Raw genomic sequence first — 25780 nt, forward strand, 5'->3', positions numbered from 1 at the left:
CGATCAGACGCCGTCCAGCAGCGTCGACTGATTTCCAGGGTTGAACCAGGTCTCACTGAACGTAGCACCGCAGAAAATACCGAACGGCAAAGCTCGCGTTGCATACGTTTTGCGAAGCGTCTCGATGTTCGCGACGCACTTCTCGTCATCGGTCAGAAAATGAGAAATGCCAGCCATTTCACATTGCGCAAGCAGTTTGACGTCATCCTTGACGGTGTTGCGTGGATAGCTGCTTGGTCGTGCTGCGATCGCCGCCAAGGTTAGGCTTGCAGCAGCCTTGGCATCGTCGATGTTGAACGGCAGCACGATGAAGTTGTGCAATCCAAAATCATCGATCTTCTGCTTGACCTCGAACTCCGACACCACGATGGTCGAGAGGTACATCATCACGCCGCGTTGAATGGCTTCGAAAAAGTACCGTTTGGCGACGGCATGGTTTGCGCGATTCGGATCGCTAAGAGAAATGAGGTAGCTTGTGTCAAGCAGCACGCCATTCATTCGTTGGCGCCTCGCAGCTGACGCACCCACTGTGCCGGGTCTGAAACATCCTTCCAGGCCTCGGCCCCCTTTCGGGTGAGCTGCGCGAAAGCATCGGCATCGAATTTTGGTGCGTAGTCCACGAAATCGATCAGCACCGGGTCCCTGAGTTCTCCGCTGTCGAGGTTGTACTTGGCCCTGATGCGCAGATTTACGACTCGATAGACCATGTTGTCGGTCTTCGCCCTGATCAAATCTTTGTCGGTACGCACCGTCAATGTCTTGCCGCTAGGCAACTTGATATGAGCGTTCGATTCCCGAACACCGCCCAGATCCATCAGCTCGCCCTGGATATACCTCTCTACATCGACCCATTTCTCGATGTTGAGTGCGCGAAAGTCGGTGCTCCTGTCAATCACGATCACGTGATCGAGCGCGTTCGATGCGATGCGTATCGTGCGCGATAGCGAAGCTTTGGCGCCACTCTGCCATTGCTCCACGATGAGCCGCCGCCTGGCATCGATTTTCGCAAGGTCGACAGACCCCTGAAGCAATTGAATATCGTGAAGCAGACGAGGCGCGAACATCGCAGGCACCTCGACCGCCAACGAACCATCCACTATCGAGACGTCCAATTCGGCTGGATCGATTTCCTTCTCGCTTCCGCGAACGAAGTCTTTTACATCGGAGATAAAGCTGCTGAGAAGGGCCAATGGCACGCGCTTCGGCGAGATCGCATAACCACGCGACTCGTCGTGCAACGCAATGGTCAGGCTGACATGCTCCATGCGCACATTCTCACATGGGGAAGCGGTGGGCCAACAATGCCGGCCTACCATCGGCTGGTCTTCACACGCCCGTCCTCAACACCCATGTCCGACGACTACCAGATCGATATCCCACCCTCCTTCTTCGCGCTTTTCACGAATCCGCACCAGCAGCGCCTGCGCGAACCGATCGAGACGGTGCGCGCCCGCTACGAGGCTTGCGAAGACCTGGCGACGCACCTGGTCGAGCACGCGCGCATCCTCGCGCATGTCGAGGTGCCGTCAGAGGACGAGGTGCTGCACCGCATTCACGCCGGGCTGCGCTCGCCGGACTCCGGGGTCTCTGCGGACGAGGCGCGCTGGGTGGTGCTTCGGCTGGCCGAATTGCTGGGCTGGCAGACGCCGTCGCTCGACGCGCAGGCCGACGCCGGGTGAGCGTCTGCGGGCGCTGCCGAAAGGTCGCTGCCGGTTATCGGATCGGCTGATAGCCGGAGCTGATTTCTTGCGGTTGCGAGCGGCTTGGCTTTTGCGATGTTTTTCCGCCGGTCGATGCCGGGCGCATATCGGTGAGCGGCTTCTCGAACTTCTCGAAGATCAGGCGTGAGGCCAGGATGCACAGCACCAGCGCGACGATCTTGGAGATCAGGTTGCCGGCCGTGGACTGCCTCAGATCACCTGCCAACCAATAGACCGTGAAGAGGATCGGCATGTGGCTCAGGTAGATCGAGAACGACCAGACGCTGATCTTCGAGATCATGTTCGAAAGGCCCGGACGGACGGCCGAGAAATCTTTGACCTCCTCGAGCCACGGCAGAGACATCGCAAAGCACAGCGGCAGCAGGACATAAGCCGCGGTGTAGACGTCTTCCGACACGCTCTGCGTCGCGAATCGGAAGAAGAAGAAACCCAGCACGACAACCGACGCAAGCAACGAAAGAACGCGCATCCGCGGACCCGGCTCGAACCTGCTCACAAGGAACGTGACCGCCACGCCGTAGAAGATCGCATCCAGCCGGGGCAGCGTCATGAGGCGGACGTCGACCGGGTCGGCGTTCTGCAGGGCATACATGCGCAACAGCGGCGGCACGACGAGAAACAGCGCGATCGTCCACGTCACCGAAGCGCGCCGGCTCAAACCGGATTTCGTGAAGACGAAGATGGTCAGCGGGAACAGCAGATAGAACCCTTCCTCGATGGCGAGCGACCAGGAAACGCTGTAGAAACCTTCGGGCGTCTTGAGAAGATTCTGGAAGAAGATCAGGTATTCGGGAAACTTGGACAGGCTCGGCAAGCCGCCGTAGAAAGCGTGAAAGACGGCGAACACCACCAGGAACAGGTAGTAGTTCGGGAGGGTCCGCCACCAGCGCCGGACCCAGAAGTTCCTGACTTCCGTCATCGACCAGTCGTTTTCCGGGGCAAGGTTCTTGTAGAGCACCCGTCCGATCAGGTAGCCGCTCAGTGCGAAGAACAGTTCGACGCCGAACACACCAAGAAACTGCAGTCCGCCGATGTAGTGGGAGACGATGACCAGGCTGACCGCAGCCACACGGGCGATATCCAGGCCGACCTTGTGTCCGGCCTTGCCGGAGGGATCGGCGTAATTGTTCAACTTGCTCATTGGGACCATTTCGTCGCTGAGGTGAGTGATTCGGCGTTCTGCGGACCACAATCGATTCGCATTTGTTAATGAATCGTAAGTCGCGATGTGAGATTTGTAAGCAATTGAACCTACATCCTTTCGTTTTCTTGAGAATTTGTTGGATAAAAGTAGTTATATCGACCTCATTCTCTAAAGACGTCGCACCGATGCACCGTAGAGGTGCATCAGAAAGCTTTTGCTGTAACGGAGGATGTGCAATTCGACCGGCTCGCGGCTGCGCTGTCGCACGGCGTGCTTTCGGCCTACGACAACTGAAGCTATCCACGCTTGGGCTTCGCGACGCGATGACGCAGAGTCACGAGATCCTTTCGAATTCCTGCCCACTCCACGCCTTCAGACCCACCACCATGACAGTCCCCGCAACCGACAAATCCGACACTTCTTTCGCCCTCGAAGAAGGCACGCCCCATCCGCTCGGCGCCACGTACAACGGCAAGGGCGTGAACTTCGCGCTGTTCTCGGCCCATGCGACCAAGGTCGAACTCTGCATCTACGACGACAGCGGTACCACCGAAACCGCGCGCATTACGCTGCCGGAGTACACCGACGAGGTCTGGCACGGTTTCGTGCCGGGCATCAAGCCCGGCGCCCGCTACGGCTACCGCGTCCACGGCCCGTACGAACCTAAGAAGGGCCATCGCTTCAACCCGAACAAACTGCTGCTCGACCCGTATGCCAAGGCGCACATGGGCGAGCTCAAGTGGGGTCCCGAAGTGTTCGGCTACACGGTCGGCCACCCGGATGGCGACCTGAGCTTCGACGAGCGCGACAGCGCCGCCTTCGTGCCGAAGTGCGTGGTCGTCGATTCGCGCTTCGAATGGAAGCAGACCGACGACGTACGCGTGCCGTGGAACGAGACCGTGTTCTACGAGACCCATCTCAAGGGTTTCACGATGCGTCATCCAGACGTGCCGGAAAACTTCCGCGGCACCTTCGCCGGCATGACCGACGAAGTGATCGCGCCGATCAAGGCGCTCGGCGTGACCAGCGTCGAGCTGCTGCCGATCCAGATGTTCCTGAACCAGCCATTCCTGCTGGAAAAGGGCCTGACCAACTTCTGGGGCTACGACACGATGGGCTTCTTCGCCCTCGATCCGCGCTACATGGACGGCCCGAACATCGACGAATTCAAGGCGATGGTCGATCGCTTCCACGCGCACGGCCTCGAAGTGATCCTCGACGTGGTCTACAACCACACGCCCGAAGGCAACGAGATGGGCCCGACTATCTCCTTCAAGGGCATCGACAACGCCAGCTACTACCGGCTGATGCCCGGCAACGGCTCAGGTGAAGAGGGCGACGGTCCCGGCCCACGCTATTACATCAACGACACCGGCACGGGCAACACCGTCAATCTCAGCCATCCACGCGTGCTGCAGATGGTGACCGACAGTCTGCGTTACTGGGTGACGGAAATGCGCGTCGACGGCTTCCGCTTCGACCTCGCCACCATCCTGGCGCGAGAGCCGCACGGCTTCGACGAAGGCGGCGGTTTCCTCAAGAGCTGCCGCCAGGACCCGGTGCTGTCCAGCGTCAAGCTGATCGCCGAGCCGTGGGACATCGGCCCGGGCGGCTACCAGGTCGGCGGTTTCCCGCCCGGCTGGGCCGAGTGGAATGACAAGTTCCGCGACACGGTGCGCGCGTTCTGGAAGGGCGACGAGGCGATGGCATCGGCGCTGGCGCAGTGCGTCACGGCCAGCGGAGACCGCTTCAACCACCGCGGCCGGCGTCCGTGGGCCAGCGTCAACTTCATCAGCGCGCACGACGGCTTCACGCTGGCGGACACCGTGAGCTACAACGAGAAGCACAACGAAGCCAACAACGAGAACAACCGCGACGGCCATTCGGACAACCGGTCCTGGAATTGCGGCGTCGAAGGTCCGACCGACGATGAAGCCGTGCTCACGCTGCGCGCGCGCCAGCAGCGCAACCAGCTCGCCACGCTGATGCTGTCGCAAGGCACGCCGATGCTTCTGGCCGGCGATGAGTTCGGCCGTTCGCAGAACGGCAACAACAACGCGTACTGCCAGGACGACGACATCTCGTGGGTTCAGTGGGAAGCGATAGACGAACGCGGCGAATCGCTGCGCAAGTTCACGCAGCATCTGACACACCTGCGCCGCACGTTGCCGGTTCTTCGCCGCAATCGCTTCCTGAGCGGCCAGTGGAGCGAAGCTGCGCAAGTGAAGGACTCGACCTGGTTTGCGCCGGACGGCAACGAGATGGACGCCGCGCACTGGAACGACACCCAGACGCGCTGCTTCGGACTGCTGCTCGAAGGCACGGCACCATCGTCTTCACTGCCGCGCGCCGCAGCGGACGACAGCGTCTTCATCGTCTTCAACGCCTGGGAAGGCGCGATCGATTACGCGCTGCCGGTGCGCGGCGAAGGCAAGACCTGGACGCGCGTGGTCGACACAGCGCTTGACGTACAGGAAGACGTGAGCTTCGAGCCTGGCCAGCGCTACACGGTGACCGGCCGTTCGATGCTGGTGTTCACATCGCCGGCCTGAGGACGCGATCAGCTTGCACGAGAATCCGCGAATGAAGATCCAAAAAGACACCGCCATCACCCTCAGCTACAAGGTCGCCGACGCAAAGGGCAAGTTCATCGAAGAGGCCAAGGAGCCGATGACTTATCTGCACGGCGGCTACGACAACACCCTGCCGAAGATCGAGGCTGCGCTCGAAGGCAAGGAAGTCGGGCACACCGTGACCTTGCAATTGCTGCCTGAAGACGCTTTCGGTCAGCGTGACGAGACGCTCGAGCGCACGATCCCGAAGAGCGACTTTCCGCCGGGCGTGAAGGTCGGCGGGCAGCTGGAAGGCCGTACCGACGACGGCGAGCCGCACATCTTCCATGTGAAGAAGATCAAGGGCGACAAGGTGCTGCTCGACGGCAACCATCCGCTCGCAGGGATGGAATTGCGTTTCACGATCAAGGTGCTGGAGGTACGCGCGGCTTCGGAAGAGGAGATCGCGCATCGGCACGTGCATGGGGCGCACGGGCATCATCATTGATGTTTCTGTAGAGCCGATCGTTTTCGAAGTTTAAGGAGCCGTGGTACCTGCAATGCGCAGGTACGACGGCTTTTTACGTTGGTGGGTGCCGCGCAAGGTTGGTAGAACTTTGCACCTCATAGCCAGGTAAGGCGGTCCGCGACGACTTCTCATAATCCCCGCGAGCCCTCGTTTGAAGGGCCGGTTCAGGGGGTTCGGGATGCTGATCTTTGTTGATGAAGGCGATGCGCTGCGGCGCACTTTGCGGGTGAGATTGCCCGCGTTCGAGCGGACTGAGAAGTCGGGGCGTGCTTCGGTTCTCCAGGCTTGGACGCCGGTCCGCCTGTCCGGTCGCGAGGGCGTGAATTCGCTGTTCTGCTACCAGCTGGACCTGAAGGCGGACGAGGCGGAGGGGTCGGTCGGTGGCGTCTTGGCCGATGCGATCGATGTCGACCTCGACGGCTGGGTCGGAGGCGAGATCGGATGCTGCATCGAGCTCGACGGCGCGGGGCTTCGCGAAATCAATTCGATCGTCACCGAGGCTTGTCTATGGGGCGAGGAAGGCCGTCATGTCCAGATCCGGCTGACGCTGAAGCCCTGGTTGCATCTGGCGACGTTGCGCACGGACTGCAGGATTTTCCAGAACAAGACAGTTGTTCAGATTCTGGATGAGGTGCTCGTCGATTACGGCTTTCCGGTCGAGAAGCGGCTGGTGGAGCGTTATCCGGTGCGGGATTTCCAGACGCAGTTCAACGAGACGGACTTTGAATTCGTCGCTCGGTTGTGCGCGGAATGGGGGATCAGCTATCACTTCGAGCATGGGCGGCGAGGATCGGAAGCGGCGCAAGCAGGGCGGTTTGACGATGACGATGACGCCGACGCCTCCGTCGGTCCGCACCGCCTGGTTCTCACCGATACGATCGGCGCGTTCAGCGACATGCCGAATGCAGCCTGTCGCAACGTCGAATACCACCCGCCGGGCTGGAAGACGGATTCCGAGTATCTGCACAGCTTTGCGCCAGTGAGCCGGCTGACCAGCGGGCGCTATTCGACACGCGACTACGACTACCTGAGGCCACGTGCCGATCTGTCGGTCAGCCAGACCGATCCCGGACCGACAGCACAAGCCGATGGCGAGGTCTATCGATGGCATGCCGACAGCCACTACGCGCAACCGGGTGCGGGAGCTGCTGCCGAAGCGTCGGGGCCGAACGACGTGCATGACGAAGCTCGGCAGATCGCGTTGGTGCGGATGGAGGCTTTGCGCACTGCCGGTGTCCGGGTGCAGGCCAGCGGCAATCTGCGCGGAATGGTGCCGGGCTTTGTGTTTCGGCTGGTCGGTCATCCGAGAGAGGCGGCGAACGTCGAGCATCTGGTAATCGATGCAAATCTGCTGATCGAGGATGTGGGACAGGACAGCCAGCGTCGGGTAGACGGCAATTCAATGCCCGGGCACAGCCACCGTTCGCAGCACTGGCAGGTTCGCGCCGACCTCGTGCTGCATCCTGTCAAAGAACCGCTTCGGCCTGAAGGCGTTCCCGCAAAGCCGTTCAGCCACGGCCCGCAGACAGCCCTCGTCGTCGGCCCCGAAGGCCAGGATATCTGGACGGATTCGCTGGGCCGCATCAAGGTGCATTTCTTTTGGGACCGCATCGGACAGAAGAATCAGAACAGCACCTGCTGGCTGCGCGTGAGTTCACCGTGGGCCGGGAATCAGCTTGGCGGCATTCAGCTGCCACGTGTCGGCCAGGAAGTGCTTGTTTCTTTCATCGGTGGAGATCCTGATCTACCGATCTGCACGGGACGTGTGCACAACCAGATGAACATGCCGCCTTGGGCGCTGCCGGGACAGTCTGCGCTCTCGGGATTCCGGTCGCGCGAATTGACTGCCGGCTACGGCAACAGCGCATTCGGACGCTCGAACCATCTGGTGCTGGACGACACGGCAAAGAAGATTCAGGTGCAGCTCAAGAGCGATCACTTGAGTTCGAGCCTGGGGCTGGGATATCTGACGCGGATAGAGGACAACGCGGGGCGCAAGGACGCACGGGGTGAAGGGTTTGAACTACGGACGGACGGGCATGGGGTGCTGCGGGCTGGCGATGGAATGCTTATCTCGACGGAGGCCAGAACGAAAGCGATAGGTCATGCGAAGGAACTGACCGAGAGCGTTGCCCGGCTCGCGGCTGCACAGGACCAGCATGCGCAACTGTCGGATGCAGCCAAGCAGGCTCAAGCGCAGAACGGCGGCGATCAGGATGCAGTGGCGGACGCGCTGCACGCGCAATGCGACGAGATCAAGGGCTCTCGCGGCAAGGCCAGCGGCCCAGGCAGCGCCAACGCTTCAAACAGATCGGCATCCTGCAACGGCACCGTTGAAAGCACGTTTCCCGAATTGGCGCAGCCCCACCTCGTGCTCGCCAGCGCAGCCGGCATCGAAAGCACCGCTGCCGAATCCACTCACATCGCCAGCGGCACGCACACAGCCATCACCAGCGGCGGCCACACCAGCATCTCCGCTGGCCGCAGCTTCCTCGCCAGCGCCCGAGACGCCATCCGACTCTTCGCTGCCAAAACCGGCATGCGCCTGATCGCGGCCAGCGGCGACATCGACATCACCGCGCTGCAGAACGCAGTCCATTTGCTGGCAAAGCTGGAGATCACACATACGGCCGAACGAATCACGATCACGGCGAAAGAGGAAGTGCTGATCAACGGCGCGGGGAGTTATTCGCGGTGGAACTCGGCGGGAATCACGCATGGGACCAAAGGCGCATGGACTGCGCATGCAGCGGGGCACGGGCAGATCGGGCCGGATGGCATTCCCGTCGTCACACCGCCAATGGCGACCGGCACCCCAAAAGCCCGCCGCGGTTTTTCTTCTTGAACAACAGGGTCCAACAATGTTGATAAGTCATCCATTTCTGACCGATGCAATCCAGGACGACGACGAAAACGCCGTGCGTTATTCATTCACCGGAGGCTATCCGGTCAACTCTTTTCTGGAATGGCACAACGGCGTGCACCTAATTGCACCGGTCGACGGCGCAAAAGGCTACGCGCCAGTGCGCGCGGTCGCCGATGGAACAGTCATCTACGTGCGACAGCCACAGACCGCTCAGAACCCGCAGCAAAACTACGGCGCCTTCAGCGACAGGCCCGAGTGGACCGATAACGGATTGGTGATCCTGGAACACGTGCTGGAAATCGGCGCCTCCGATGCAGGTCCGACTTCAGTCACTTTCCATAGCGTATACATGCATCTGAAGTCGCTGGCCAAACTTGAGCTGACAACGGCAAAGCCCAAAGCGCCGGCGCTAGAAATAAAAACCGGCGACCGGCTGTTCAGGAAGCACGAACTGGGCGTCGCCGGACAGATCTACGGTCAGGATGCACACCTGCATTTTGAGATCTGCATGGATGAGGTCAACCTCAAAAAACTGGTTGGCCAGGACACCCCGGCGCTTCCAGATCTCGGCGCCAAACCCACCACCGACGGCCGCACCGATGCCGTCTGGGGGAACACGTATGTCTATCTGCCAGCCTCGACGCCAGCGTTGTTAACCGAGCCGAGAACACACACCGCAACAACAGGGTCGACTGGTTTGGGAACCGCGTTGTGGATCCAGATCGCGTACGCAGGAAACTCAACACTGACCAGCTATTTTGCAGAAGGGGATAAGGCCGGCGAACCGATTCTGCAAACTGAAAGTGCTTCGTGCGTGACTGAATCCGACGGCGAATATGAACTCTACAAAAAGGCGGCCGATCGACATGCGAGCCTGCATGCGCTTCCCGCAGGACAAAGCACCCGGTGCGAGTGGTATGACCTGCTTCGGTTCGGACGCGCAATTGCACCAAACCCAAAAATAACGGCTGGCATCGAGCACTGGCGAAAGATCAAGACGCCTATTGGTGATCGCTGGGCCGACCTGAATGCATCGGGAACATACAAGTTCAGCGACGCAGACTTTCCTTCATTTCTTGGATGGCAGTGCATCGGAGATGATGCTGAGGGCGGCAACGCGCTCGACCAGCGCTGCGACAGTCCGACGCTGCGAACCTTGCTGGCCCGTCAAATTCCGGACATCGCCCTGCGTATCAATGCACTTTTGAAAACCGGGGAAGGACGAACAACGCTGTCAAAACAGGCGACACAACCGCGCACGGAATTTTTCAGACGCAAGCTGACCAAACTCATCTGCAGGTTTCCGTCCGAATTCGATCGGAGTACGTTCGAATCGCGTTATACGCATGTCAAGGAGGAGCCTCATTTCAAAGACGATGCCACCGGAAAGAACTGGGCGGAACTCAAAGCACATATCGAGTCGATCTGCTGCGCGGACCTGCCTCTGGCATATAAAAACGCGCAATGGCATTTTCATCCGATCACTTTTATTTCAGTTTTGAGCCGTTGTGCATGGCTGCAAAAATCAGACTTGAAGAGATTTTATCCAGAAATCACCGACGATCACATGCGCGATGTCTGCAGCGAGCTAAACAAATACTCGTCAAGACATTTTCTGAATACAGCGTTGAGACAATCGCATTTTTTTGGTCAGATCAGACAGGAAGCAGGACAGGGGATGAGGACTGCTTCGGAAAATCTAAGCTATCCACCCGAAAGATTGAAAGCCAAGTTTTCCTACTACAGGAAAGCCCCGCTTGAAGCGGATGTCGATGGCTACACAAAAGACGCGAGAGGCAAAATCAATCGCCCAGCTCTGCAAGAAAATATCGCTAACAAAGCCTATGGCCTGAGAAACGGGAATCTCGCGCCGGGAGATGGCTGGCTTTATCGAGGCCGTGGATTGAAGCAGGTGACTGGAAGAGAAAACTACGAAAATTTCCTACATGCTTACGATAAATACTGGTTACATGGTTATCAGAATTTCCTGCTGCTCCCAGATCTTCTTGCTCAAACTGAATATGGTATTCGCTCAGCAGTGTGGTTTTGGACCTCAAAAAATTGCGCGCCAGCAGCAGATAAAGGGGCCTCAGACCGCGCCATCGATTCCGTTACGATGATTGTTAATCGAGGCGAATTGGGAAAGTTGAATACCGATGGCAGCTTCACTTTGACCCTCGGAAGTGAGCCGGCAAATCGTCGTTTGTACACAAAATTAGCATTTGAGATTTTTTCTTGATTTAACTGGTCAGATGAAAACTGTTCTCACAATCATTGCTGCGTTTTTTCTGACGTCCAATGCGCTAGCCGAATTAACCTTGCAGCGCGGTACGTCACCCCGAAAAGCTGAAGAATTTATAAGATCAGTATCCAGGTCTGAATTCGACAGTTATGTCGAAAGCCATGGTGCTGTAGAAATTTTAAAAGATGGATATGTGAGTAAAACAGGGCTTACCGCCGTCACATCCCAAACTGAATATAAGTGGTCATTCCAGAACACGGAGTTTTTTTCCTATATCAAGGCATTCCGTACCGATCTTGTTGCGCCTCCCTCATGTCGCGAAAACGTTCAATATTCAAATGCCATGGATCGAGAAGAGTGCCAAAGCGCCATCAGCATGTTTCGCCAATGTCATCTTTTTATTGTGAGCCTTTTGCGAAAACTTGTCGCGGTGCAACCTCTCAAAATACCGCAACCCGATTTCATCGAAGCCAAACCCGGCTGCTTCGACGTCTACGCAATGGCACCCTCAAAAGTAGTCAAGGACGGCATGCTGATCGTCGTCGGCTATTACGACAGCCGCTGGACCTGCAACTCAGGTTGGTATTGCGCTTCCGACAGCCCGGCTGCTTCACCCGACCCGCTGTACAAAACGACATTTCTCGTTCGATTCAGCGAAGATGCAGAGGGCAAATTGGTACTTTCGCAAGACGACAAATGCCTGCCGCCGCTGAATCCCTACGACACCATCGCAAAAGCAAGACATGCCCTGAAAGAGAACGGGTGCCATTGAATCTGTCCCATCAGCGGAACGTGGCGTCCTTGGTTTTGGTCTTTCAGTCAGACGCTTCGTACCCACCTGTTTCTATATTGCCGTCCCACAGGAGAAGTTCATGCTTGATACGCCCGTCATCCCGGCGACCGACACCGTCGTCGCAATTCGCCCCCTCGGCTTCCCCTGGCCCACGGTCGACCCTTTCCTCTTCTGCGCCTACCACGACGACGCCTATCCACCGGCGAACCCCGACATGGGCCCTGCGGATTCGCTCTCGGGCCGCGCGATAGGCCAGGACTTCAGCCGCAAGGACGGCTGGAGCATGTACCACGGCGAGACCGTTCCGGGCTTCCCCGGTCACCCGCATCGCGGCTTCGAGACAGTGACCATCGTTCGCAAGGGCCGGATCGACCATGCCGATTCGCTCGGCGCGACCGCACGTTTCGGAGACGGCGACGTGCAATGGGTGACGGCCGGCGCCGGGCTGCAGCATTCCGAGATGTTCCCGTTGCTCGACAGCACGGCGTCGAATCCGCTGGAGCTGTTCCAGATCTGGCTCAATCTGCCGGCGCGCAACAAGATGGTGGCGCCGCACTTCACGATGTTCTGGGCCGAAAACATTCCACGCTTCACGGCGACCGATTCAGGCGGTCGTGCGACCGAAGTCGCCTGCATCGCCGGCAAACTAGCCGCATCGGACGGCGCCGCTGTCGGTGCGCGCGACCCGCTGGCGCCGCCACCCGACTCATGGGCAGCGCAGGCCGATGCCGACGTCGCGATCTGGACGCTGAAGATGGCACCAGGCGCCAAATGGACGCTGCCGGCTGCGACAGGCAAAGGCTCGCGCCGCAGCCTGTATTTCTTCAAGGGCGATGCGGTTTCAATCGCCGGCCAGCACGTGACCGGGCACGCTGCCATCGAGCTGCGCGGGGACATGGCGGTCGAGCTGGTGAACGGCGATGCGATGGAGAGCGAATTCCTGCTGTTGCAGGGCCGTCCGATCGGCGAACCGGTTGCGCAATATGGGCCGTTCGTGATGAACACGAAAGCCGAAATTTCCCAAGCGGTGAGCGACTACCAGCGCACGCAGTTCGGCGGCTGGCCCTGGGACGACGCTGCGCCGGTGCACGGACGCGATCCGGCGCGCTTCGCGAAACATCCGGACGGACGCGAGGAGCGACCGGCGGACATCGCAGAATGACGGCTCCGATTCAACTCAGGAGACAAGAACCATGATCCACGTCATCGCCATCATCACAGCCAAGCCGGGCCAGCGCGAACACATCCTCGAGGCCTACCGCGCCAACCGGCCGGCAGTGCTTGCCGAAGACGGCTGCATCTTCTACGAAGCGACGGTCGATGCCGAAGGCATGCCGCCGTCGCGCGACGCGTTCGGCGACGACACCTTCGTGGTGATCGAGCGCTGGGAAAGCGTCGCTGCGCTCAAGGCGCATGCCGCATCGGCGCACATGGCAGCCTACGGCGCGAAGACGAAGGAATTCACCTCCAGCCGCGCGATCCACGTGCTCGAAGCGGTCTGACGGCCCTGTTTACTTCGAGACGACGCGAACCATCTCGAGGCACTTGTTCGAGTAGCCCCATTCGTTGTCATACCAGCTCACGAGCTTGACGAAGGTGCTGTCGAGCGCCAGACCTGCGTCGGCGTCGAAGATCGAGGTACGCGGGTCGCCGCGGAAGTCGGTCGCGACGACCTTGTCTTCGGTGTAGCCCAGCACGCCCTTGAGTGCGCCTTCGCTCTGTGCCTTCATTTCGGCGCAGATTTCCTTGTACGTGGCTTCCTTCACCAGCTCGACGGTCAGGTCGACCACCGACACGTCGGAGGTCGGCACGCGGAAGCTCATGCCGGTGAGCTTCTTGTTCAGCTCGGGAATCACGACGCCCACCGCCTTGGCTGCACCGGTCGACGAAGGAATAATGTTTTCCAGGATGCCGCGGCCGCCGCGCCAGTCCTTGTTGCTCGGGCCGTCGACGGTCTTCTGCGTCGCGGTGGTGGCGTGCACGGTGGTCATCAGGCCGCGCTTGATGCCCCACTTGTCGTTCAACACCTTGGCCAGCGGGGCCAGGGCGTTGGTGGTGCAGCTGGCGTTGCTGATGATGGCTTCGCCGGCGTACTTCTTGTCGTTCACGCCATAGACGAACATCGGCGTGTCGTCCTTGCACGGTGCCGACATGATGACTTTCTTGGCGCCTGCGTCGATGTGCTTCTGGCAGGTTTCCTTGGTGAGGAACAGGCCGGTGGCTTCGAGCACGATGTCGGCGCCGACTTCGTCCCACTTGAGCGCCGACGGATCGCGCTCCTGCGTCAGGCGGATCTTCTTGCCGTTGACGATCAGCGTGTTGCCTTCGACCGAAACTTCACCCTGGAAACGGCCGTGCACCGAGTCGTACTGGAGCATGTAGGCGAGGTAGTCGGGCTCGAGCAGGTCGTTGATGGCGACGATCTCGATCTCGTTCCTGAAGTTCTGCACTGCTGCGCGCAACACGTTGCGACCGATGCGGCCGAAGCCGTTGATGCCGAGTTTGATAGCCATGTGACTTGCTCCTGAAGGTTGAAAAGATAGCGAAGGATGAATTTCAGCGCGAAAGGACCGCTTCGACGGTCGCCGCGACGTTTTCCGGGGTGAAGCCGAAATGCTTGAACAGCACGCCGGCCGGTGCCGACTCGCCGAAGGTGTCGATGCCGACCACCGCCGACACACCGTACTTCCACCAGCCGTCGGTCGAGCCCATCTCGACCGCGATGCGCGGCAAACCCTTCGGCAGCACGCTCTTCTTGTAGGCGACGTCCTGGCGGTCGAAGGCGGTGGTCGAGGGCACCGACACCACGCGCACGCCGATCTTCTTCGCGGCCAGCAGCTCCTGCGCCTTGAGCGCGAGCTGCACTTCCGAACCGGTGGCGATGATGACGGCCTTGGCCTTCTTGTTCTTCAGGCCGACGCGCTCCGGCTCGGCCAGCACGTAGGCGCCCTTGCTGATGTCGGAGAGGTCGCCCTTGGGCGCGTACGGCAGGTTCTGGCGCGACAGCAGCAGGGCGGTCGGGCGGGTGGCGTTCTGCAGCGCGACGGCCCAGGCCACTGCCGTTTCGGCCGTGTCGCCCGGACGCCAGACGTCGAGGTTCGGGATCAGCCGCAGCGATGCCGCGTGTTCGATCGACTGGTGCGTCGGGCCGTCTTCGCCGAGACCGATGGAGTCGTGCGTGAAGACGTGGATCGCGCGCAGCTTCATCAGCGCGGCCATGCGGATCGCGTTGCGGCTGTAGTCGCTAAAGGTGAGAAAGGTGCCGCCGTACGGGATATAGCCGCCATGCAGCGCGACGCCGTTCATGATCGCCGCCATGCCGAATTCGCGCACGCCGTAGTTGATGTGACGGCCGATCAGGCCGTGCGGTGCGGCTGCCGGCGCGTCTGCGCTGCTGGACGGCTTGGCCTCGTCCTCGGCGCCTTGTGCGGCGGCTTTCGGCGCTTCCATCGTCACGACACCGGTGGTCGCATCGAAACGCAGCGCGGGCGTGCTCTTGGTGTTGGTGAGGTTGGAGCCGGTCAGGTCGGCGCTGCCGCCGAGCATTTCGGGCAGCGCGGCCGTGAAGGCTTCCAGCGCGATCTGCGACGCCTTGCGGCTGGCGACGTTCTCGCCCTTCGTATGGGCTGCGATGACGGCGTCGAACGCGGTCTGGTGGAAATTCTTCGGCAGCTCGCCCTTCATGCGGCGCATGAATTCCGACGCCAGTTCCGGGAAAGCTGCGGCATAGGCGGCGAACCGGTCGTTCCACTCGGCTTCGTTCTTCGCGCCCGCTTCCCGGGCATCCCATTCCGCGTAGACCGCTTCGGGCAGCTCGAACGGTGCGTGCGTCCACTGGAGCGCATCGCGCGTCAGGCCGATTTCCTCGGCGCCGAGCGGTTCGCCGTGTGCCTTGGCCGTGTTCGCGCGGTTTGGGCTGCCCTTGCCGATGTGGGTCTTGCAGAGGATGAGCGTCGGGCGGTTGCCGGCGGTGCCGAGCAGTTTCGCTTCGCCGATGGCGCGCGAGACGGCGCCTGCATCGTGGCCGTCGACAGGGCCGACAACGTTCCAGTCGTAGGCCTTGAAGCGCGCCGCGGTGTCGTCGACGAACCAGGGCTTGACCTGGCCGTCGATGCTGATGCCGTTGTCGTCGTACAGCGCGATCAGCTTGCCGAGCCGCCATGCGCCGGCCAGCGCCGCGGCTTCGTGGCTGATGCCTTCCATCAGGCAGCCGTCGCCGAGGAAGGCGTAGGTGTGATGGTCGACAACGGTATGGCCGTCGCGGTTGAACTCGGCCGCGAGCAGCTTTTCGGCCAGCGCGAAGCCGACCGCGTTGGTGATGCCCTGGCCCAGCGGGCCGGTCGTGGTCTCGATGCCGGGCGTGATGCCGTATTCGGGATGGCCGGCGGTCTTGCTGTGCAGCTGGCGGAATTTCTTCAGCTCGTCGATCGACAGGTCGTAGCCGGTCAGGTGAAGCACCGAATAGATCAGCATCGACGCATGGCCATTCGACAACACGAAGCGGTCGCGATCGGGCCAGTGCGGATTCGCCGGGTTGTGGCGGAGGTGCTCGCCCCACAGCGCTGCAGCCATGTCGGCCATGCCCATCGGGGCGCCGGGGTGTCCGGAATTGGCGAGTTGAACGGCATCCATCGCCAGCGCGCGGATCGCGTTGGCCATCAAGGCTTGGTTGGCCATCTGTACAGGGCTTTCGGGGGAGGTGTTGCGAGAAACCCCGAATTTTAACGGGCGCTGATAGAGTCGCGCCCCATGCACGGTTTGCACCTGATCGAAGACCTCCACGACTGTCGTTGCGCAAGCGACTGGCTGACCGATGCACGACTGCTGTCCGAGCGCTGCGTGCGCGCCGTCGATGCGGCCGGGCTGCAATCGGTCGGCCGGCTGTTCCACGCATTTCCGGGTACGCCGCACGGGCCCGGCGGCGTCACGGCGACAGTGCTGCTGGCCGAGTCGCATGTCTGCCTGCACACCTGGCCCGAACTGCATGCGGTGACGATCGACGTCTACGTCTGCAACTTCGGCGCAGACCATTCAGCGAAGGCCGAGGCGCTGATGGAGACATTGACGGCGTTGTTCGAGCCGCAGCGGGTCGAACGGCAGCGGATCCTGCGCGGCGGCCCCGTTTCGCGGCGTGCGCTGGCATGAGCGCCGGGACTCCCGTAACTGCCGCACCTGCCGCACCTGTCACGCCAACCGCGCCCACGACGACCAGGGCCCGGGCCATGCTCCTGGCTGCCGGACGCGGCGAACGCATGCGGCCGCTGACGGACAGCCTGCCAAAGCCGCTGCTGACGGTGCGCGGCAAGCCATTGATGCAGTGGCCGATGGAGGCGCTGGCTGCGGGCGGTTTCGGTTCCTTTGTCGTCAACACCGCCTGGCTGGGCGAGCGCATCGTCGAGCACTTCGGCAACGAGGCGGATCTGGGCAGCCCCGGTTCGCCGTTGCCGGTACGCATTGCCTATTCGCACGAAGGCCGGGATTTCGGCGGCGCGCTCGAAACCGCAGGCGGCATCGTGCGTGCGCTGCCGCTGCTGGACGACATCTTCTGGGTCGTGGCCGGCGATGTGTACGCGCCGGATTTCCGCTTTACCCAGGCTGCTGTCGATCGTTTCGCAACCAGCGACAAGCTGGCGCACCTCTGGCTGGTGCCCAATCCGGCGCACAACCCGCGAGGCGACTTCGGGCTGTCGGCCGACGGCCTGGCACACAACGACGCTGTCAAAGGTCATGAGCGCCTGACTTTCTCCACCATCGCGCTCTACCGTGCGGCGTTCTTCGCTCCGCCGAACTGCGATATCGATCCCGGCAACCCCGCCGGTGTAGCGGCACCGCTGGCGCCGATGCTGCGCGCGGCAATGAAAAAAGCCCAGGTCAGCGCTGAACGCTACCTGGGCTCCTGGACGGATGTCGGAACGCCGGCGCGGCTGACCGCGCTCAACGAAACCGCCTGATCTACATCAGTTGATGTTCGCGCCCATGGCGTGGAACGGCTTGCCGGGCAGTTTGAACGTGCCGCCGTACTCGAAGGCAGCGTTGTTCAGGAGCTTGCAGCCGCCCTTTGCATCCGAGCATGCCTTCGAAGCGTCGTAGGTGTGCCAGTAGATCGGGCCGTACAGGAAGTTGTGGATGCCCTTGCCTGCATAGTCGGCCACGCTCACCAGGTAGCTTTCAGTGCCGTGGTTGTCGGCGTCTTCGGTCGAGATCGGATCGATCATGCGGCTTTCCTGCAGCGTGCGTGCCACCGAACCGCTGGTCAGACCAGAGTCGAAGCGCACCCACTGCAGCTTGCGGTCGCCACGCGAGGTGACGATGAGTTCCTTCTCGTAGCCGTTCGGGTAGATGTCCTTCATCGCCGAAGCCGCGTTGATGCCGTGCTCCTTGACATAGCTGATGGCGGTCGGGTTGCGGCCCACGTCCACCGAGAAGCGCTCCGAGATGTCCGAAGGCGTACCGCCGCCGGCCTGGTTCAGGTAGCCGGTGCCGAGGTCGAACACGCGCAGCTTGCCTTCCTGGGTGGCGATGAAAGCGCGGTAAGGCGCGGTCAGGCTGACCTTGACGGCGGTCGGGCGGTTGGCCAGATCGACCACCTTGATCACCGACGGCTTCTGGCTCGGGGCCACGTCGAAGGTGTAGGGCCACTGGGAAGCGGCGTTGCCGCGGTTCGCGATCATCGAGTTGAAGCCCGACTGCGACTGACCGAAATACTGCTGCTTGTAGTAGGCGAACAGTGGGCGCAGGTCAACGAAGGCGGCGCGCTTCTCGGACTTCGAGATCACGACGGCGACGCCGGCACGTGCATATGCGTTCGACAGGTCGCCCTGCTGGAAGCGGTTGCGGATGCCGTTGTTGTCCAGGTCGGTGTCCCAGTAGTTGCGCACCGTCTGGTAGTCCCAATGCGACAGGCCGGTCGACGTGGAGATTTCCGTCGGCGCCTTCACGGTGTCCGGCAGGTCGACAAAACCGACCAGCTTGATGAAGTTGTAGTTACCCAGGCCCGGCAGGCCCGGATAGGAACGCTTCCAGTTGCCCCAGTTGCTTTCCCAGCCGCCGTTCTCGTTTTCCATCGTGCAGCTGTGGCAACCGTCGCCGAGTGCCAGCACGGCGATCTGACCGCGCACGGCTGCGGTGTCCCAAACCGTCACCAGCGCGAATTCGCCGCTGTTGGTGAGCGTGATGGCGGTCGGCACCTTGCCCGAAGGCAGTTTGGTGCTCACCAGGTTGTTGGCGGTGTTGCTGCCGACGCTGACGATGCGGCCATCCGCATAGGCGGCCAGCGTGTTGGTGCACCAGCCGCCCCGGCCGTAGCACTTGCCCAGGGCCACTGGCTTCTCGAGCGTGAAGCTCTTCATGTACGTTTCGATGCCGGCATCGATCGAGCCGCCGTCCGAGGAGACGCCGTTGTAGCGGGTCCAGCTGGCCTCGGGTTCGACCGACATGGTGTTGTGCGCGACGGAAAGCGCCTGCACCGAGCCGACGCCTGCGGCGTATGACTTGGGATAGAAGCTGCCGTCCGGCGAGGCATCGGGGATGTAGCCGAAGTTCAGAACGCTGGAGCTGTAGTCGCCCGGTGTGTATTCGATGGGGCCGCCGATCTGCCACGTGCCGCAGTAGCCGTTCCAGCCGCAACCGCGATTGCCCTGGCCGTTGGGATTCTGGATCGAGACCATGCCCATCGACTGGCTGTTGCGCTTCGCATAGCTCGGCAGGCCGCCCTGGGTCGAGGTGCCGTAATCCACGGAGGACGGGCCGTAGCGGTAGGCGACCGCCGCATCGGTTCCCATCTTCTGCGCCATGGCCTGGTATTCGGCGTTGGAGACGGCGCCGTTGACGACCACGTCGCCGGCCACGGCCAGCACGCTGCCGTTGGTGGCGACGGGCGACGGGGTGCTCGCAACCGGCGTCGTCACGGTGGGTGTCGTCGCGGCAGGCGTCGACGCAGTCGTCGACGTCGAGAAATAGCACTGTTTGTTGACACCCGGAGCCGGGTCGCCGAAGAGCTGGTCGCCGCAGGTGTAGGTGCCGGCAGCGAGGGACTTCTCCACGATCTGCGTACCCGAGCCGTAGACGATGGAAGCCGCCGACGTCAGCGTGAAGGAGCCGCTCTGGCCGATCAGCAGCGAGAGCTGGTCGGTCGACGACGGCTTCGCCGCGACGGGCGTGGTCGTGCTGGTGGAGCCGGAGGCGGAATAGCAGGACTTCGCCTGGCCGGGCGCCGGGTCGCCGAACAGCTGGTCGCCGCAGACGTACGTGCCGCTGGCAAGCGTCTTCTGTGCAAGCTGCGTGCCGGAGCCGTAGGCGATGTTGGACGACGAGGTCAGCTTGAACGAACCGCTCTGGCCGGTCAGCAGGGTGAGCACCGTCGAGCTGGAGGTCGTCGTGGTGGCCGCCGTCGTGGTCGACGCGAAGCAGGACTTGTTGACGCCGGGTGCCGGATCGCCGAAGAGCTGGTCGCCGCACACGTAATTACCGGGGGCGAGAGTCAGGGTGTTGAAAGCGCCGTTGGCACCGTAGCTCACCGTGGTCGTCGTGCTCAGGGAGAAAGCGCCGCTTTGCCCGGTCACGCTGGTTTGCGCGACTGCGGTGATTGGCGCACCGACCGTTAGCGTCATGAGCGCGCCAAAACACGCGCTAATTAGTACTTTTGACACAGTAATAAAACCTTATTGAGGCAAAAAATTTAAAAATTGAAGCGCAGCGTTCAGCCGTCGGCCGAACGGAGCCGTTCGCGATAGCCTTGCTTCTCAGCAAAGCCGGAGTGGAGAGGGGAAGTGGATTGGCTCGACCGGATAAATTCCGGACTGGCTCTCGAAGGCGTCAGCGTTATGCCGTCACGACTTTCGAAAAGAATTTGTCGATCGCATTGGGCACATGGCCTATTGCGAAAGATGAATCCAAATGGCTTACATGTGAATAAGTCACGTTAGCTCTAATATTTACGATCACTACCGTCCTCCTCCTATTGACAAGCGAATTTTTGCTTTGATCGAGTTTTAGGGCAACCTTCATCACAAATGTTTTCTAATTTCGTTGCACTGCAACATGGCAGCGTTACATGTCCTGTGGCATCGTCATCGCCATGACTTCATCTCCTTACATGCAGCGGCGGGCGCGTTTGGCATCGTTTCTCGGCCCTAACGACATCGCCGTGATCCCCACTTCGCCCGAACGGCAGCGCAATCGCGACAGCGACTTCCTCTACCGTTTTGACAGCTACTTTCACTATTTGACGGGCTTCGGGGAACCAAACGGTTGGCTCGTGATCGCTGCGGACGGCAGCACGACGCTGTTTTGTATGCCCAAGGATCTAGAACGAGAGATATGGGATGGGTATCGGCTCGGCCCGGAATCCGCACCCGCAATGTTGTCGATTGACAACGCCTATTCGATCGATGAACTCGATACACGTTTACCGCTGCTGTTGGAAAACCGCAACGCGGTCTGGTACCCGTTCGCCACACACAAGGGACTAGAGACCCGCATGGACGGATGGCTTTCCGCCGTTCGGGGCCGCGTTCGGACTGGAGCCATGTGTCCGGAACAGTTGCGCGACCTCTGCGGACCGCTTGACGAGATGCGGCTCGTCAAGGACGACTTCGAGCAGGACGTCATGCGCCGGGCCGCACGGATCAGCGCCGGCGCCCATGTCCGCGCGATGCAGACGAGCGCCCGGATGTTGCGCGAGGGTAAGGATGTGCGCGAATACCATCTCGATGCAGAACTGCTGCATGAATTCCGGCAAGGCGGCTCCCAATATCCGGCCTACAGCTCGATCGTCGCGGCCGGCGCCAACGCCTGCGTGCTGCATTACCGTGCCGATGCAGCGCCGGTACGCGCCGGCGAGCTGGTGCTGATCGACGCGGGCTGCGAGCTCGACGGGTACGCCAGCGACATCACCCGCACCTTCCCGGCCGACGGCAAGTTCACCGGACCGCAGCGCGCGCTCTACGACCTGGTACTGGCCAGCCAGTACGCAGCCGTCGCAGCCACCCGCGTCGGCAACCGCTTCAACGACCCGCACGACGCGACGCTGCGGGTGCTGTCGCAGGGCATGCTCGACCTCGGCCTGCTCGACGCCGGCAAGGTCGGCAGCGTCGATGACGTGATCGAGAAGCGCGCTTACGCCGCTTTCTATATGCACCGCACCAGTCACTGGCTGGGCATGGATGTACACGATTGCGGCAGCTATGTCGAACCGGGCGAGCTGGCGCCTTCGGAAACGGCGAAGCCCCGCCCGAGCCGTATCCTGCGTCCGGGCATGGTCCTGACGATCGAGCCCGGCATCTACGTCAGGCCGTCCGACGACGTGCCGGAGCAGTTCCACAACATCGGCATCCGCATCGAGGACGACGCCATCGTCACCGCGGACGGCTGCGAGCTGATCACGCGCGGCGTGCCTGTCGACGGCGACGAGATCGAAGCCCTGATGCGCTAGGTTGCCGACGCGCCTGCCAGGTGACCGCGCGTGAAGGCTTCCTCGAAGACCGAATAGCCCGACCAGTCCGCATGTGCGAAGGCCAGCCGGCCGGCCGATCTTCCGACGCCGCCTGAAGACTGCAGCCGACCGAGCCCTCCCGGCGACGGAATCGCCATCGCGTGGCCGTAGCGAGCGATCTCGATGCGCTTGGTGCGCTGCGCCAGATCGGGGTGCGGTACCGACAGTTCCGCCAGGAGTTCGTCGCGCCAGCCGCTCCAGGGACGTTCGAGCAGCTCGCGGCGTCCGTTCGCGCCGTCGTGGTCGCTCGGGCCCAGCGGGCGATACCAGCTCAGCACCGTCGCCTGCGGCGTCGGATCGAGCATCTGGTGGCGCGCATCGACATAACCGAGGCCGCGCGTGCCGTAGACCACGTTGTCCCAGCTGGGTGCGGCGCCGGGCCGGTCGGCCAGCGGAGCGCCCAAATGCAGGTTCGCGACGAGCCATGGCGCGTAGCGCAGATGCGAGGCGGCGTTGCGCAGGAACTCGGGCGGGTTTTCGACGACCCGCGCGGCGATGAAGATGGGCAAAGCGACGATGCAGCGTTCGGCCTGCCAGCGCACCAGCGTGCGCGATGCGATGTCGAACACATCGACCTCGACCCCGTGCCGCGTCTCCGCGATGCGCGTGACGGCCTGGCCGGTGCGCAATCTGTCGCCCAGCGGCGCTGCCATCCGGCGGGTGAGCCAGCCGTTGCCTTCGGGCCATGTGAGGACGGCGTCGTCGGCACCGCCTTCGCTGCTTCCGTCCGCTTCCGGTACATGAAAGCCGTGCCGGCTGGCGAAATAGTGCAGGCCTGCCCAGGCCGAGACTTGCGCCGCGCCTGCACCGTAGTCGTCGCGGCAGCAATAACCGAGGTACCACCGCAGATGCGGATCGTCGAAACCTTCGCGGTCGAGCCAGCCCGCGAAATCGACCGCGTCCAGCGCAAGCAGGTCCGGCGTGACCGGCGCGCGCAGCATCGGCATCGCGAAACGCAGGTCGCGCTGCAGTTCGACCACGCGGCGCGCGAAGCTGCGGTATTGCGCCAGCGTTAATGCGCCGACGTCCTGCAGCGGCAGCAGTCCGTCCTGCCAGGCGCCCCGGAAGAACAGCCTTTCCTGCGGGCTGTGGCACAGATGGCGCTCGTCGTAGATCCATCGGCCGGCGACGCGGCGGCGCAGGCCCAGTTCCTCTAGCAGGTCCTGGACCTCGTGCGCATCGTCGCCGGGCACCGGGAGATAGTGCGCGCCGAGCGGGCAGGCGATGCCGTCGACCATGCCGCCGCGGCTGTTGCCGCCGGCCGCGTCTTCCAGTTCGAGCAGAACGAAATCGTCTTCACCCCGCAAGCGCAGCGCCCTGGCCGCAGCAAGTCCCGCGACACCGCCGCCAGCGACGACGACGCGCGCCCGCCGAACCACCGACGGCGCAAGGCCGCGTCCTGCGCCGTCGCGCCAGGCATGACCGCGGACCGCGTCGTCGCCGACGAACCCGCCGTCGATGGAGGGCCGATCCTCGCAACCGGCCAGCGCCAAGGCACCGGCAGCAGTGCCGAGAAACGCCCGGCGCTTCATGACGGCCTTCCACCATGCCGTCGCTGCAGAAACACCGCGGAACGGGCTCCGCCCGGCTGCCGGTGTCGCCCACGGCAGGGGGTTGGCGAAGCGACGCGAAGTGCGCGCAGCCTGGGGGCGAGCTTCACCTGCCCCACTCTTTCTCGTAGGTCGTGACCAAGGTCTGGTTGGACAGCCGGTTGACCGTGGCCGGCACGCGCGCCATGTCGAGCGGAAAGTCGAACAACAGCGGCAAGGTCGACTTCGACAGGAAGCGCAGTCCGTCGGGCAGCGTGTCCGGCAGGCGGTACGGGCGGCGGCTCGCAATGACGAAGCCCCATTCGCCGAAGCTCGGCACATGCGCGTGATACGGCGTCGCGGTGAGGCCGACCGATTCGACGGTCGTCACGACGGTCCAGAAGCTCTTGCGCGCGATCAGCGGCGACGTGGTCTGGATCACCGCATAGCCGCTGGCGGAGAGCCGGCGGTCGAGCAGGGCGTAGAACGCGCTGGTGTAGAGCTTGCCGATCGCGAAATTCGTCGGATCGGGGAAGTCGACGACGATGACGTCGAACATCTCTTCCCCGACCGCACCGACCGCACCGCCCTGTTGCAGCCACTGGAAGGCGTCGGTGTTGACGATCTTCACCTTCGGCGAGGAAAGCGAATGGCCGTTCAGCGCGGCCAGCGTGTCGTGGTCGGTGAACAGCTGCGTCATGTGCGGATCGAGTTCGACCAGCGTGACCTGTTCCACCGACGGGTACTTGAGGATCTCGCGTACCGCCATGCCGTCGCCGCCGCCGAGCACCGCCACCCGCCTGGGCGCTCCCTGCGCAGCCATCGCCGGGTGCACCAGCGCCTCGTGGTAACGGTATTCGTCGCGCTCGGCGAACTGCAGATTGCCGTTGAGGAACAACCGGTGCCCGACCGCCCCGCGGGTCACGACGATGCGCTGGTAGGGCGAGGTCGCGCTGAAGATTACCGGGTCCTGGTAGAACTTGTCCTCGGCCAGTGTCGTGATGCGGTCGGCGAGCACGAACGCCGTTGCCAGGAGCGCCAGCGTGATGCCGCAGGCCGCCGCATGCGCCGCGAAACGCCGCAGCTCGTGCCGGAAGAGCCACAGCGCCCACACGGCCACCGCCGCATTCATCAAACCGAACAGCAAGCCGGTGCGGATCATGCCGAGATGCGGCACGAAGACCAGCGGAAACGCCACCGACACAGCCAGCGCGCCGAGATAGTCGAAGGTCAGAACCTGCGAGACCAGGTCTTTCAACGCCGCGTTGCGCCGCAGGATGCGCATCACCAGCGGAATCTCCAGTCCGACCAGCGTGCCCACGACCATCACCAGCCCGTAGAGCAGCAGGCGGAACGCGCCCGGCACATAGGCGTTGGCCAGAAACAGCAGTGCCGGCAGCGCACCGCCGACCAGCGCCACCATCAGTTCGATGCGCAGGAAGTGCGCCGGCAGTTGCCGGTCGAAGTAGCGAGAAAGCCAGGAACCGACGCCCATTGCGAACAGATAGGTACCGATGACGGTGCTGAACTGCAGCACCGAATCGCCCAGCAGGTACGAACTGAGCGCCGCCGCGCTCAGTTCGTAGACCAGCCCGCAGGCCGCGACGACGAAGACGCTGGCGAGCAGCGCGATGTCGATGGGCTGCGGGACTCGCGCCCGCGCTGCAGGCGAGTGCAATGGCGCGAGACTCAATGAATCGCCGCAGCCACGATGATCGATATGCCAAGGCACATCGCGGCGACCACCAGCGCCAGCGCCTGGTTCTGCTTCTCCACCAGCTCCGCCCAGAGGTCGTACGGCGTCAGCCTGTCGATGATCACGAAGGCCAGCCAGAAGACGGCCACGCCGATCGCGGCATAGATGAGCGACGCCACGATGGCGCCGACTTTCAGCCATTCATAGTCCATGAAG

Annotated in this window: 20 protein-coding genes; 11 read left to right on the forward strand and 9 right to left on the reverse strand. The window is 62.2% G+C overall.

Going from position 1 to position 25780, the window contains the following annotated elements; translation table 11 throughout:
• Window positions 1-3: 3 nt before the first annotated feature.
• Window positions 4-498: a type II toxin-antitoxin system VapC family toxin gene (locus tag ACSFA3_RS16635; protein WP_435506589.1), complete on the reverse strand. Its 495-nt coding sequence runs from the start codon at window positions 496-498 to the stop codon at window positions 4-6.
• Window positions 495-1265, reverse strand: a complete 771-nt coding sequence (locus ACSFA3_RS16640; RefSeq protein WP_435506590.1) for a hypothetical protein — start codon at window positions 1263-1265, stop codon at window positions 495-497. Before ACSFA3_RS16640 ends, ACSFA3_RS16635 begins: the two co-directional genes overlap by 4 nt.
• An 84-nt stretch (window positions 1266-1349) precedes the next feature.
• Here ACSFA3_RS16640 and ACSFA3_RS16645 point away from each other — a divergent pair, with 84 nt between their 5' ends.
• Window positions 1350-1679, forward strand: coding sequence for a hypothetical protein (locus ACSFA3_RS16645; protein ID WP_435506591.1), 330 nt, complete (start codon window positions 1350-1352; stop codon window positions 1677-1679).
• 34 nt (window positions 1680-1713) lie between these two features.
• Here ACSFA3_RS16645 and ACSFA3_RS16650 read toward each other — a convergent pair whose 3' ends face one another.
• Window positions 1714-2862: an acyltransferase family protein gene (locus ACSFA3_RS16650; RefSeq protein ID WP_435506592.1), complete on the reverse strand. Its 1149-nt coding sequence runs from the start codon at window positions 2860-2862 to the stop codon at window positions 1714-1716.
• 389 nt (window positions 2863-3251) lie between these two features.
• Here ACSFA3_RS16650 and glgX point away from each other — a divergent pair, with 389 nt between their 5' ends.
• From glgX to ACSFA3_RS16685, 7 genes are all read left to right on the forward strand, one after another.
• The gene (gene glgX, locus ACSFA3_RS16655) at window positions 3252-5417 is read left to right on the forward strand and encodes a glycogen debranching protein GlgX (protein ID WP_435506593.1); all 2166 of its coding nucleotides are present in this window, start codon (window positions 3252-3254) and stop codon (window positions 5415-5417) included.
• A gap of 31 nt (window positions 5418-5448) precedes the next feature.
• Window positions 5449-5925, forward strand: coding sequence for an FKBP-type peptidyl-prolyl cis-trans isomerase (locus tag ACSFA3_RS16660; protein WP_435506594.1), 477 nt, complete (start codon window positions 5449-5451; stop codon window positions 5923-5925).
• 199 nt (window positions 5926-6124) lie between these two features.
• The gene (locus tag ACSFA3_RS16665) at window positions 6125-8791 is read left to right on the forward strand and encodes a type VI secretion system Vgr family protein (RefSeq protein WP_435506595.1); all 2667 of its coding nucleotides are present in this window, start codon (window positions 6125-6127) and stop codon (window positions 8789-8791) included.
• A gap of 16 nt (window positions 8792-8807) precedes the next feature.
• On the forward strand, window positions 8808-11051 hold the full coding sequence (locus ACSFA3_RS16670; protein WP_435506596.1) for a hypothetical protein: 2244 nt from the start codon (window positions 8808-8810) through the stop codon (window positions 11049-11051).
• 13 nt (window positions 11052-11064) lie between these two features.
• Window positions 11065-11826 carry a hypothetical protein gene (locus tag ACSFA3_RS16675; RefSeq protein WP_435506597.1) on the forward strand — a complete coding sequence of 254 codons (762 nt, stop codon included), beginning with the start codon at window positions 11065-11067 and terminating at the stop codon, window positions 11824-11826.
• 100 nt (window positions 11827-11926) lie between these two features.
• Entirely contained in the window at window positions 11927-13009 is a 1083-nt protein-coding gene (locus tag ACSFA3_RS16680; RefSeq protein WP_435506598.1) for a pirin family protein, read from the forward strand.
• Window positions 13010-13040: 31 nt separating this feature from the next.
• A complete protein-coding gene (locus ACSFA3_RS16685) occupies window positions 13041-13349 on the forward strand; it encodes a putative quinol monooxygenase (protein WP_435506599.1) in 309 nt (102 codons plus the stop codon).
• 9 nt (window positions 13350-13358) lie between these two features.
• On the opposite strand, the gene gap is transcribed toward ACSFA3_RS16685, so the two are convergent.
• Window positions 13359-14360, reverse strand: a complete 1002-nt coding sequence (gene gap / locus ACSFA3_RS16690; protein WP_435506600.1) for a type I glyceraldehyde-3-phosphate dehydrogenase — start codon at window positions 14358-14360, stop codon at window positions 13359-13361.
• Window positions 14361-14403: 43 nt separating this feature from the next.
• A complete protein-coding gene (locus ACSFA3_RS16695) occupies window positions 14404-16524 on the reverse strand; it encodes a transketolase family protein (RefSeq protein WP_435506601.1) in 2121 nt (706 codons plus the stop codon).
• A 72-nt stretch (window positions 16525-16596) separates the two neighbouring features.
• Between ACSFA3_RS16695 and speD the strand changes: the two genes are divergently transcribed.
• Window positions 16597-16992 carry an adenosylmethionine decarboxylase gene (gene speD, locus ACSFA3_RS16700; protein ID WP_435506602.1) on the forward strand — a complete coding sequence of 132 codons (396 nt, stop codon included), beginning with the start codon at window positions 16597-16599 and terminating at the stop codon, window positions 16990-16992.
• A 77-nt stretch (window positions 16993-17069) separates the two neighbouring features.
• Complete coding sequence (locus ACSFA3_RS16705) at window positions 17070-17798, forward strand: nucleotidyltransferase family protein (protein WP_435506603.1); 729 nt, start codon at window positions 17070-17072, stop codon at window positions 17796-17798.
• A gap of 6 nt (window positions 17799-17804) precedes the next feature.
• Here the strand turns inward: ACSFA3_RS16705 and ACSFA3_RS16710 are convergent, their stop codons facing one another.
• Window positions 17805-20456, reverse strand: a complete 2652-nt coding sequence (locus ACSFA3_RS16710) for a hypothetical protein (protein WP_435506604.1) — start codon at window positions 20454-20456, stop codon at window positions 17805-17807.
• 467 nt (window positions 20457-20923) lie between these two features.
• On the opposite strand from ACSFA3_RS16710, the gene ACSFA3_RS16715 reads away from it, so the two are divergent.
• Window positions 20924-22279, forward strand: a complete 1356-nt coding sequence (locus ACSFA3_RS16715) for an aminopeptidase P N-terminal domain-containing protein (RefSeq protein WP_435506605.1) — start codon at window positions 20924-20926, stop codon at window positions 22277-22279.
• On the opposite strand, the gene ACSFA3_RS16720 is transcribed toward ACSFA3_RS16715, so the two are convergent.
• The 3 genes from ACSFA3_RS16720 to ACSFA3_RS16730 all read right to left on the reverse strand — a co-directional run bounded on the left by ACSFA3_RS16720 (window position 22276) and on the right by ACSFA3_RS16730 (window position 25776).
• Window positions 22276-23871: an FAD-dependent oxidoreductase gene (locus ACSFA3_RS16720; RefSeq protein WP_435506606.1), complete on the reverse strand. Its 1596-nt coding sequence runs from the start codon at window positions 23869-23871 to the stop codon at window positions 22276-22278. The two genes, ACSFA3_RS16715 and ACSFA3_RS16720, sit on opposite strands and share 4 nt — an antisense overlap.
• A 124-nt stretch (window positions 23872-23995) precedes the next feature.
• Window positions 23996-25561: a polyamine aminopropyltransferase gene (locus ACSFA3_RS16725; protein WP_435506607.1), complete on the reverse strand. Its 1566-nt coding sequence runs from the start codon at window positions 25559-25561 to the stop codon at window positions 23996-23998.
• On the reverse strand, window positions 25558-25776 hold the full coding sequence (locus ACSFA3_RS16730; protein WP_435506608.1) for a DUF350 domain-containing protein: 219 nt from the start codon (window positions 25774-25776) through the stop codon (window positions 25558-25560). Before ACSFA3_RS16730 ends, ACSFA3_RS16725 begins: the two co-directional genes overlap by 4 nt.
• Between the last annotated feature and the right edge of the window lie 4 nt (window positions 25777-25780).

The organism is Variovorax glucosi, from assembly GCF_051216695.1.
Classification (GTDB): Bacteria; Pseudomonadota; Gammaproteobacteria; order Burkholderiales; family Burkholderiaceae_C; genus Variovorax.

What these genes read in the sequence shown, in the direction of transcription:
- ACSFA3_RS16720 (WP_435506606.1), bottom strand. Translation starts at nt 23,871, where the DNA reads ATGAAGCGCCGGGCGTTTCTCGGCACTGCTGCCGGTGCCTTGGCGCTG.
- ACSFA3_RS16695 (WP_435506601.1), bottom strand. Translation starts at nt 16,524, where the DNA reads ATGGCCAACCAAGCCTTGATGGCCAACGCGATCCGCGCGCTGGCGATG.
- ACSFA3_RS16715 (WP_435506605.1), top strand. Translation starts at nt 20,924, where the DNA reads ATGACTTCATCTCCTTACATGCAGCGGCGGGCGCGTTTGGCATCGTTT.
- ACSFA3_RS16665 (WP_435506595.1), top strand. Translation starts at nt 6,125, where the DNA reads ATGCTGATCTTTGTTGATGAAGGCGATGCGCTGCGGCGCACTTTGCGG.
- ACSFA3_RS16705 (WP_435506603.1), top strand. Translation starts at nt 17,070, where the DNA reads ATGCTCCTGGCTGCCGGACGCGGCGAACGCATGCGGCCGCTGACGGAC.
- ACSFA3_RS16660 (WP_435506594.1), top strand. Translation starts at nt 5,449, where the DNA reads ATGAAGATCCAAAAAGACACCGCCATCACCCTCAGCTACAAGGTCGCC.
- ACSFA3_RS16650 (WP_435506592.1), bottom strand. Translation starts at nt 2,862, where the DNA reads ATGAGCAAGTTGAACAATTACGCCGATCCCTCCGGCAAGGCCGGACAC.
- ACSFA3_RS16685 (WP_435506599.1), top strand. Translation starts at nt 13,041, where the DNA reads ATGATCCACGTCATCGCCATCATCACAGCCAAGCCGGGCCAGCGCGAA.
- ACSFA3_RS16635 (WP_435506589.1), bottom strand. Translation starts at nt 498, where the DNA reads ATGAATGGCGTGCTGCTTGACACAAGCTACCTCATTTCTCTTAGCGAT.
- glgX (WP_435506593.1), top strand. Translation starts at nt 3,252, where the DNA reads ATGACAGTCCCCGCAACCGACAAATCCGACACTTCTTTCGCCCTCGAA.
- ACSFA3_RS16645 (WP_435506591.1), top strand. Translation starts at nt 1,350, where the DNA reads ATGTCCGACGACTACCAGATCGATATCCCACCCTCCTTCTTCGCGCTT.
- ACSFA3_RS16710 (WP_435506604.1), bottom strand. Translation starts at nt 20,456, where the DNA reads ATGACGCTAACGGTCGGTGCGCCAATCACCGCAGTCGCGCAAACCAGC.
- ACSFA3_RS16730 (WP_435506608.1), bottom strand. Translation starts at nt 25,776, where the DNA reads ATGGACTATGAATGGCTGAAAGTCGGCGCCATCGTGGCGTCGCTCATC.
- speD (WP_435506602.1), top strand. Translation starts at nt 16,597, where the DNA reads ATGCACGGTTTGCACCTGATCGAAGACCTCCACGACTGTCGTTGCGCA.
- ACSFA3_RS16670 (WP_435506596.1), top strand. Translation starts at nt 8,808, where the DNA reads ATGTTGATAAGTCATCCATTTCTGACCGATGCAATCCAGGACGACGAC.
- gap (WP_435506600.1), bottom strand. Translation starts at nt 14,360, where the DNA reads ATGGCTATCAAACTCGGCATCAACGGCTTCGGCCGCATCGGTCGCAAC.
- ACSFA3_RS16680 (WP_435506598.1), top strand. Translation starts at nt 11,927, where the DNA reads ATGCTTGATACGCCCGTCATCCCGGCGACCGACACCGTCGTCGCAATT.
- ACSFA3_RS16675 (WP_435506597.1), top strand. Translation starts at nt 11,065, where the DNA reads ATGAAAACTGTTCTCACAATCATTGCTGCGTTTTTTCTGACGTCCAAT.
- ACSFA3_RS16640 (WP_435506590.1), bottom strand. Translation starts at nt 1,265, where the DNA reads ATGGAGCATGTCAGCCTGACCATTGCGTTGCACGACGAGTCGCGTGGT.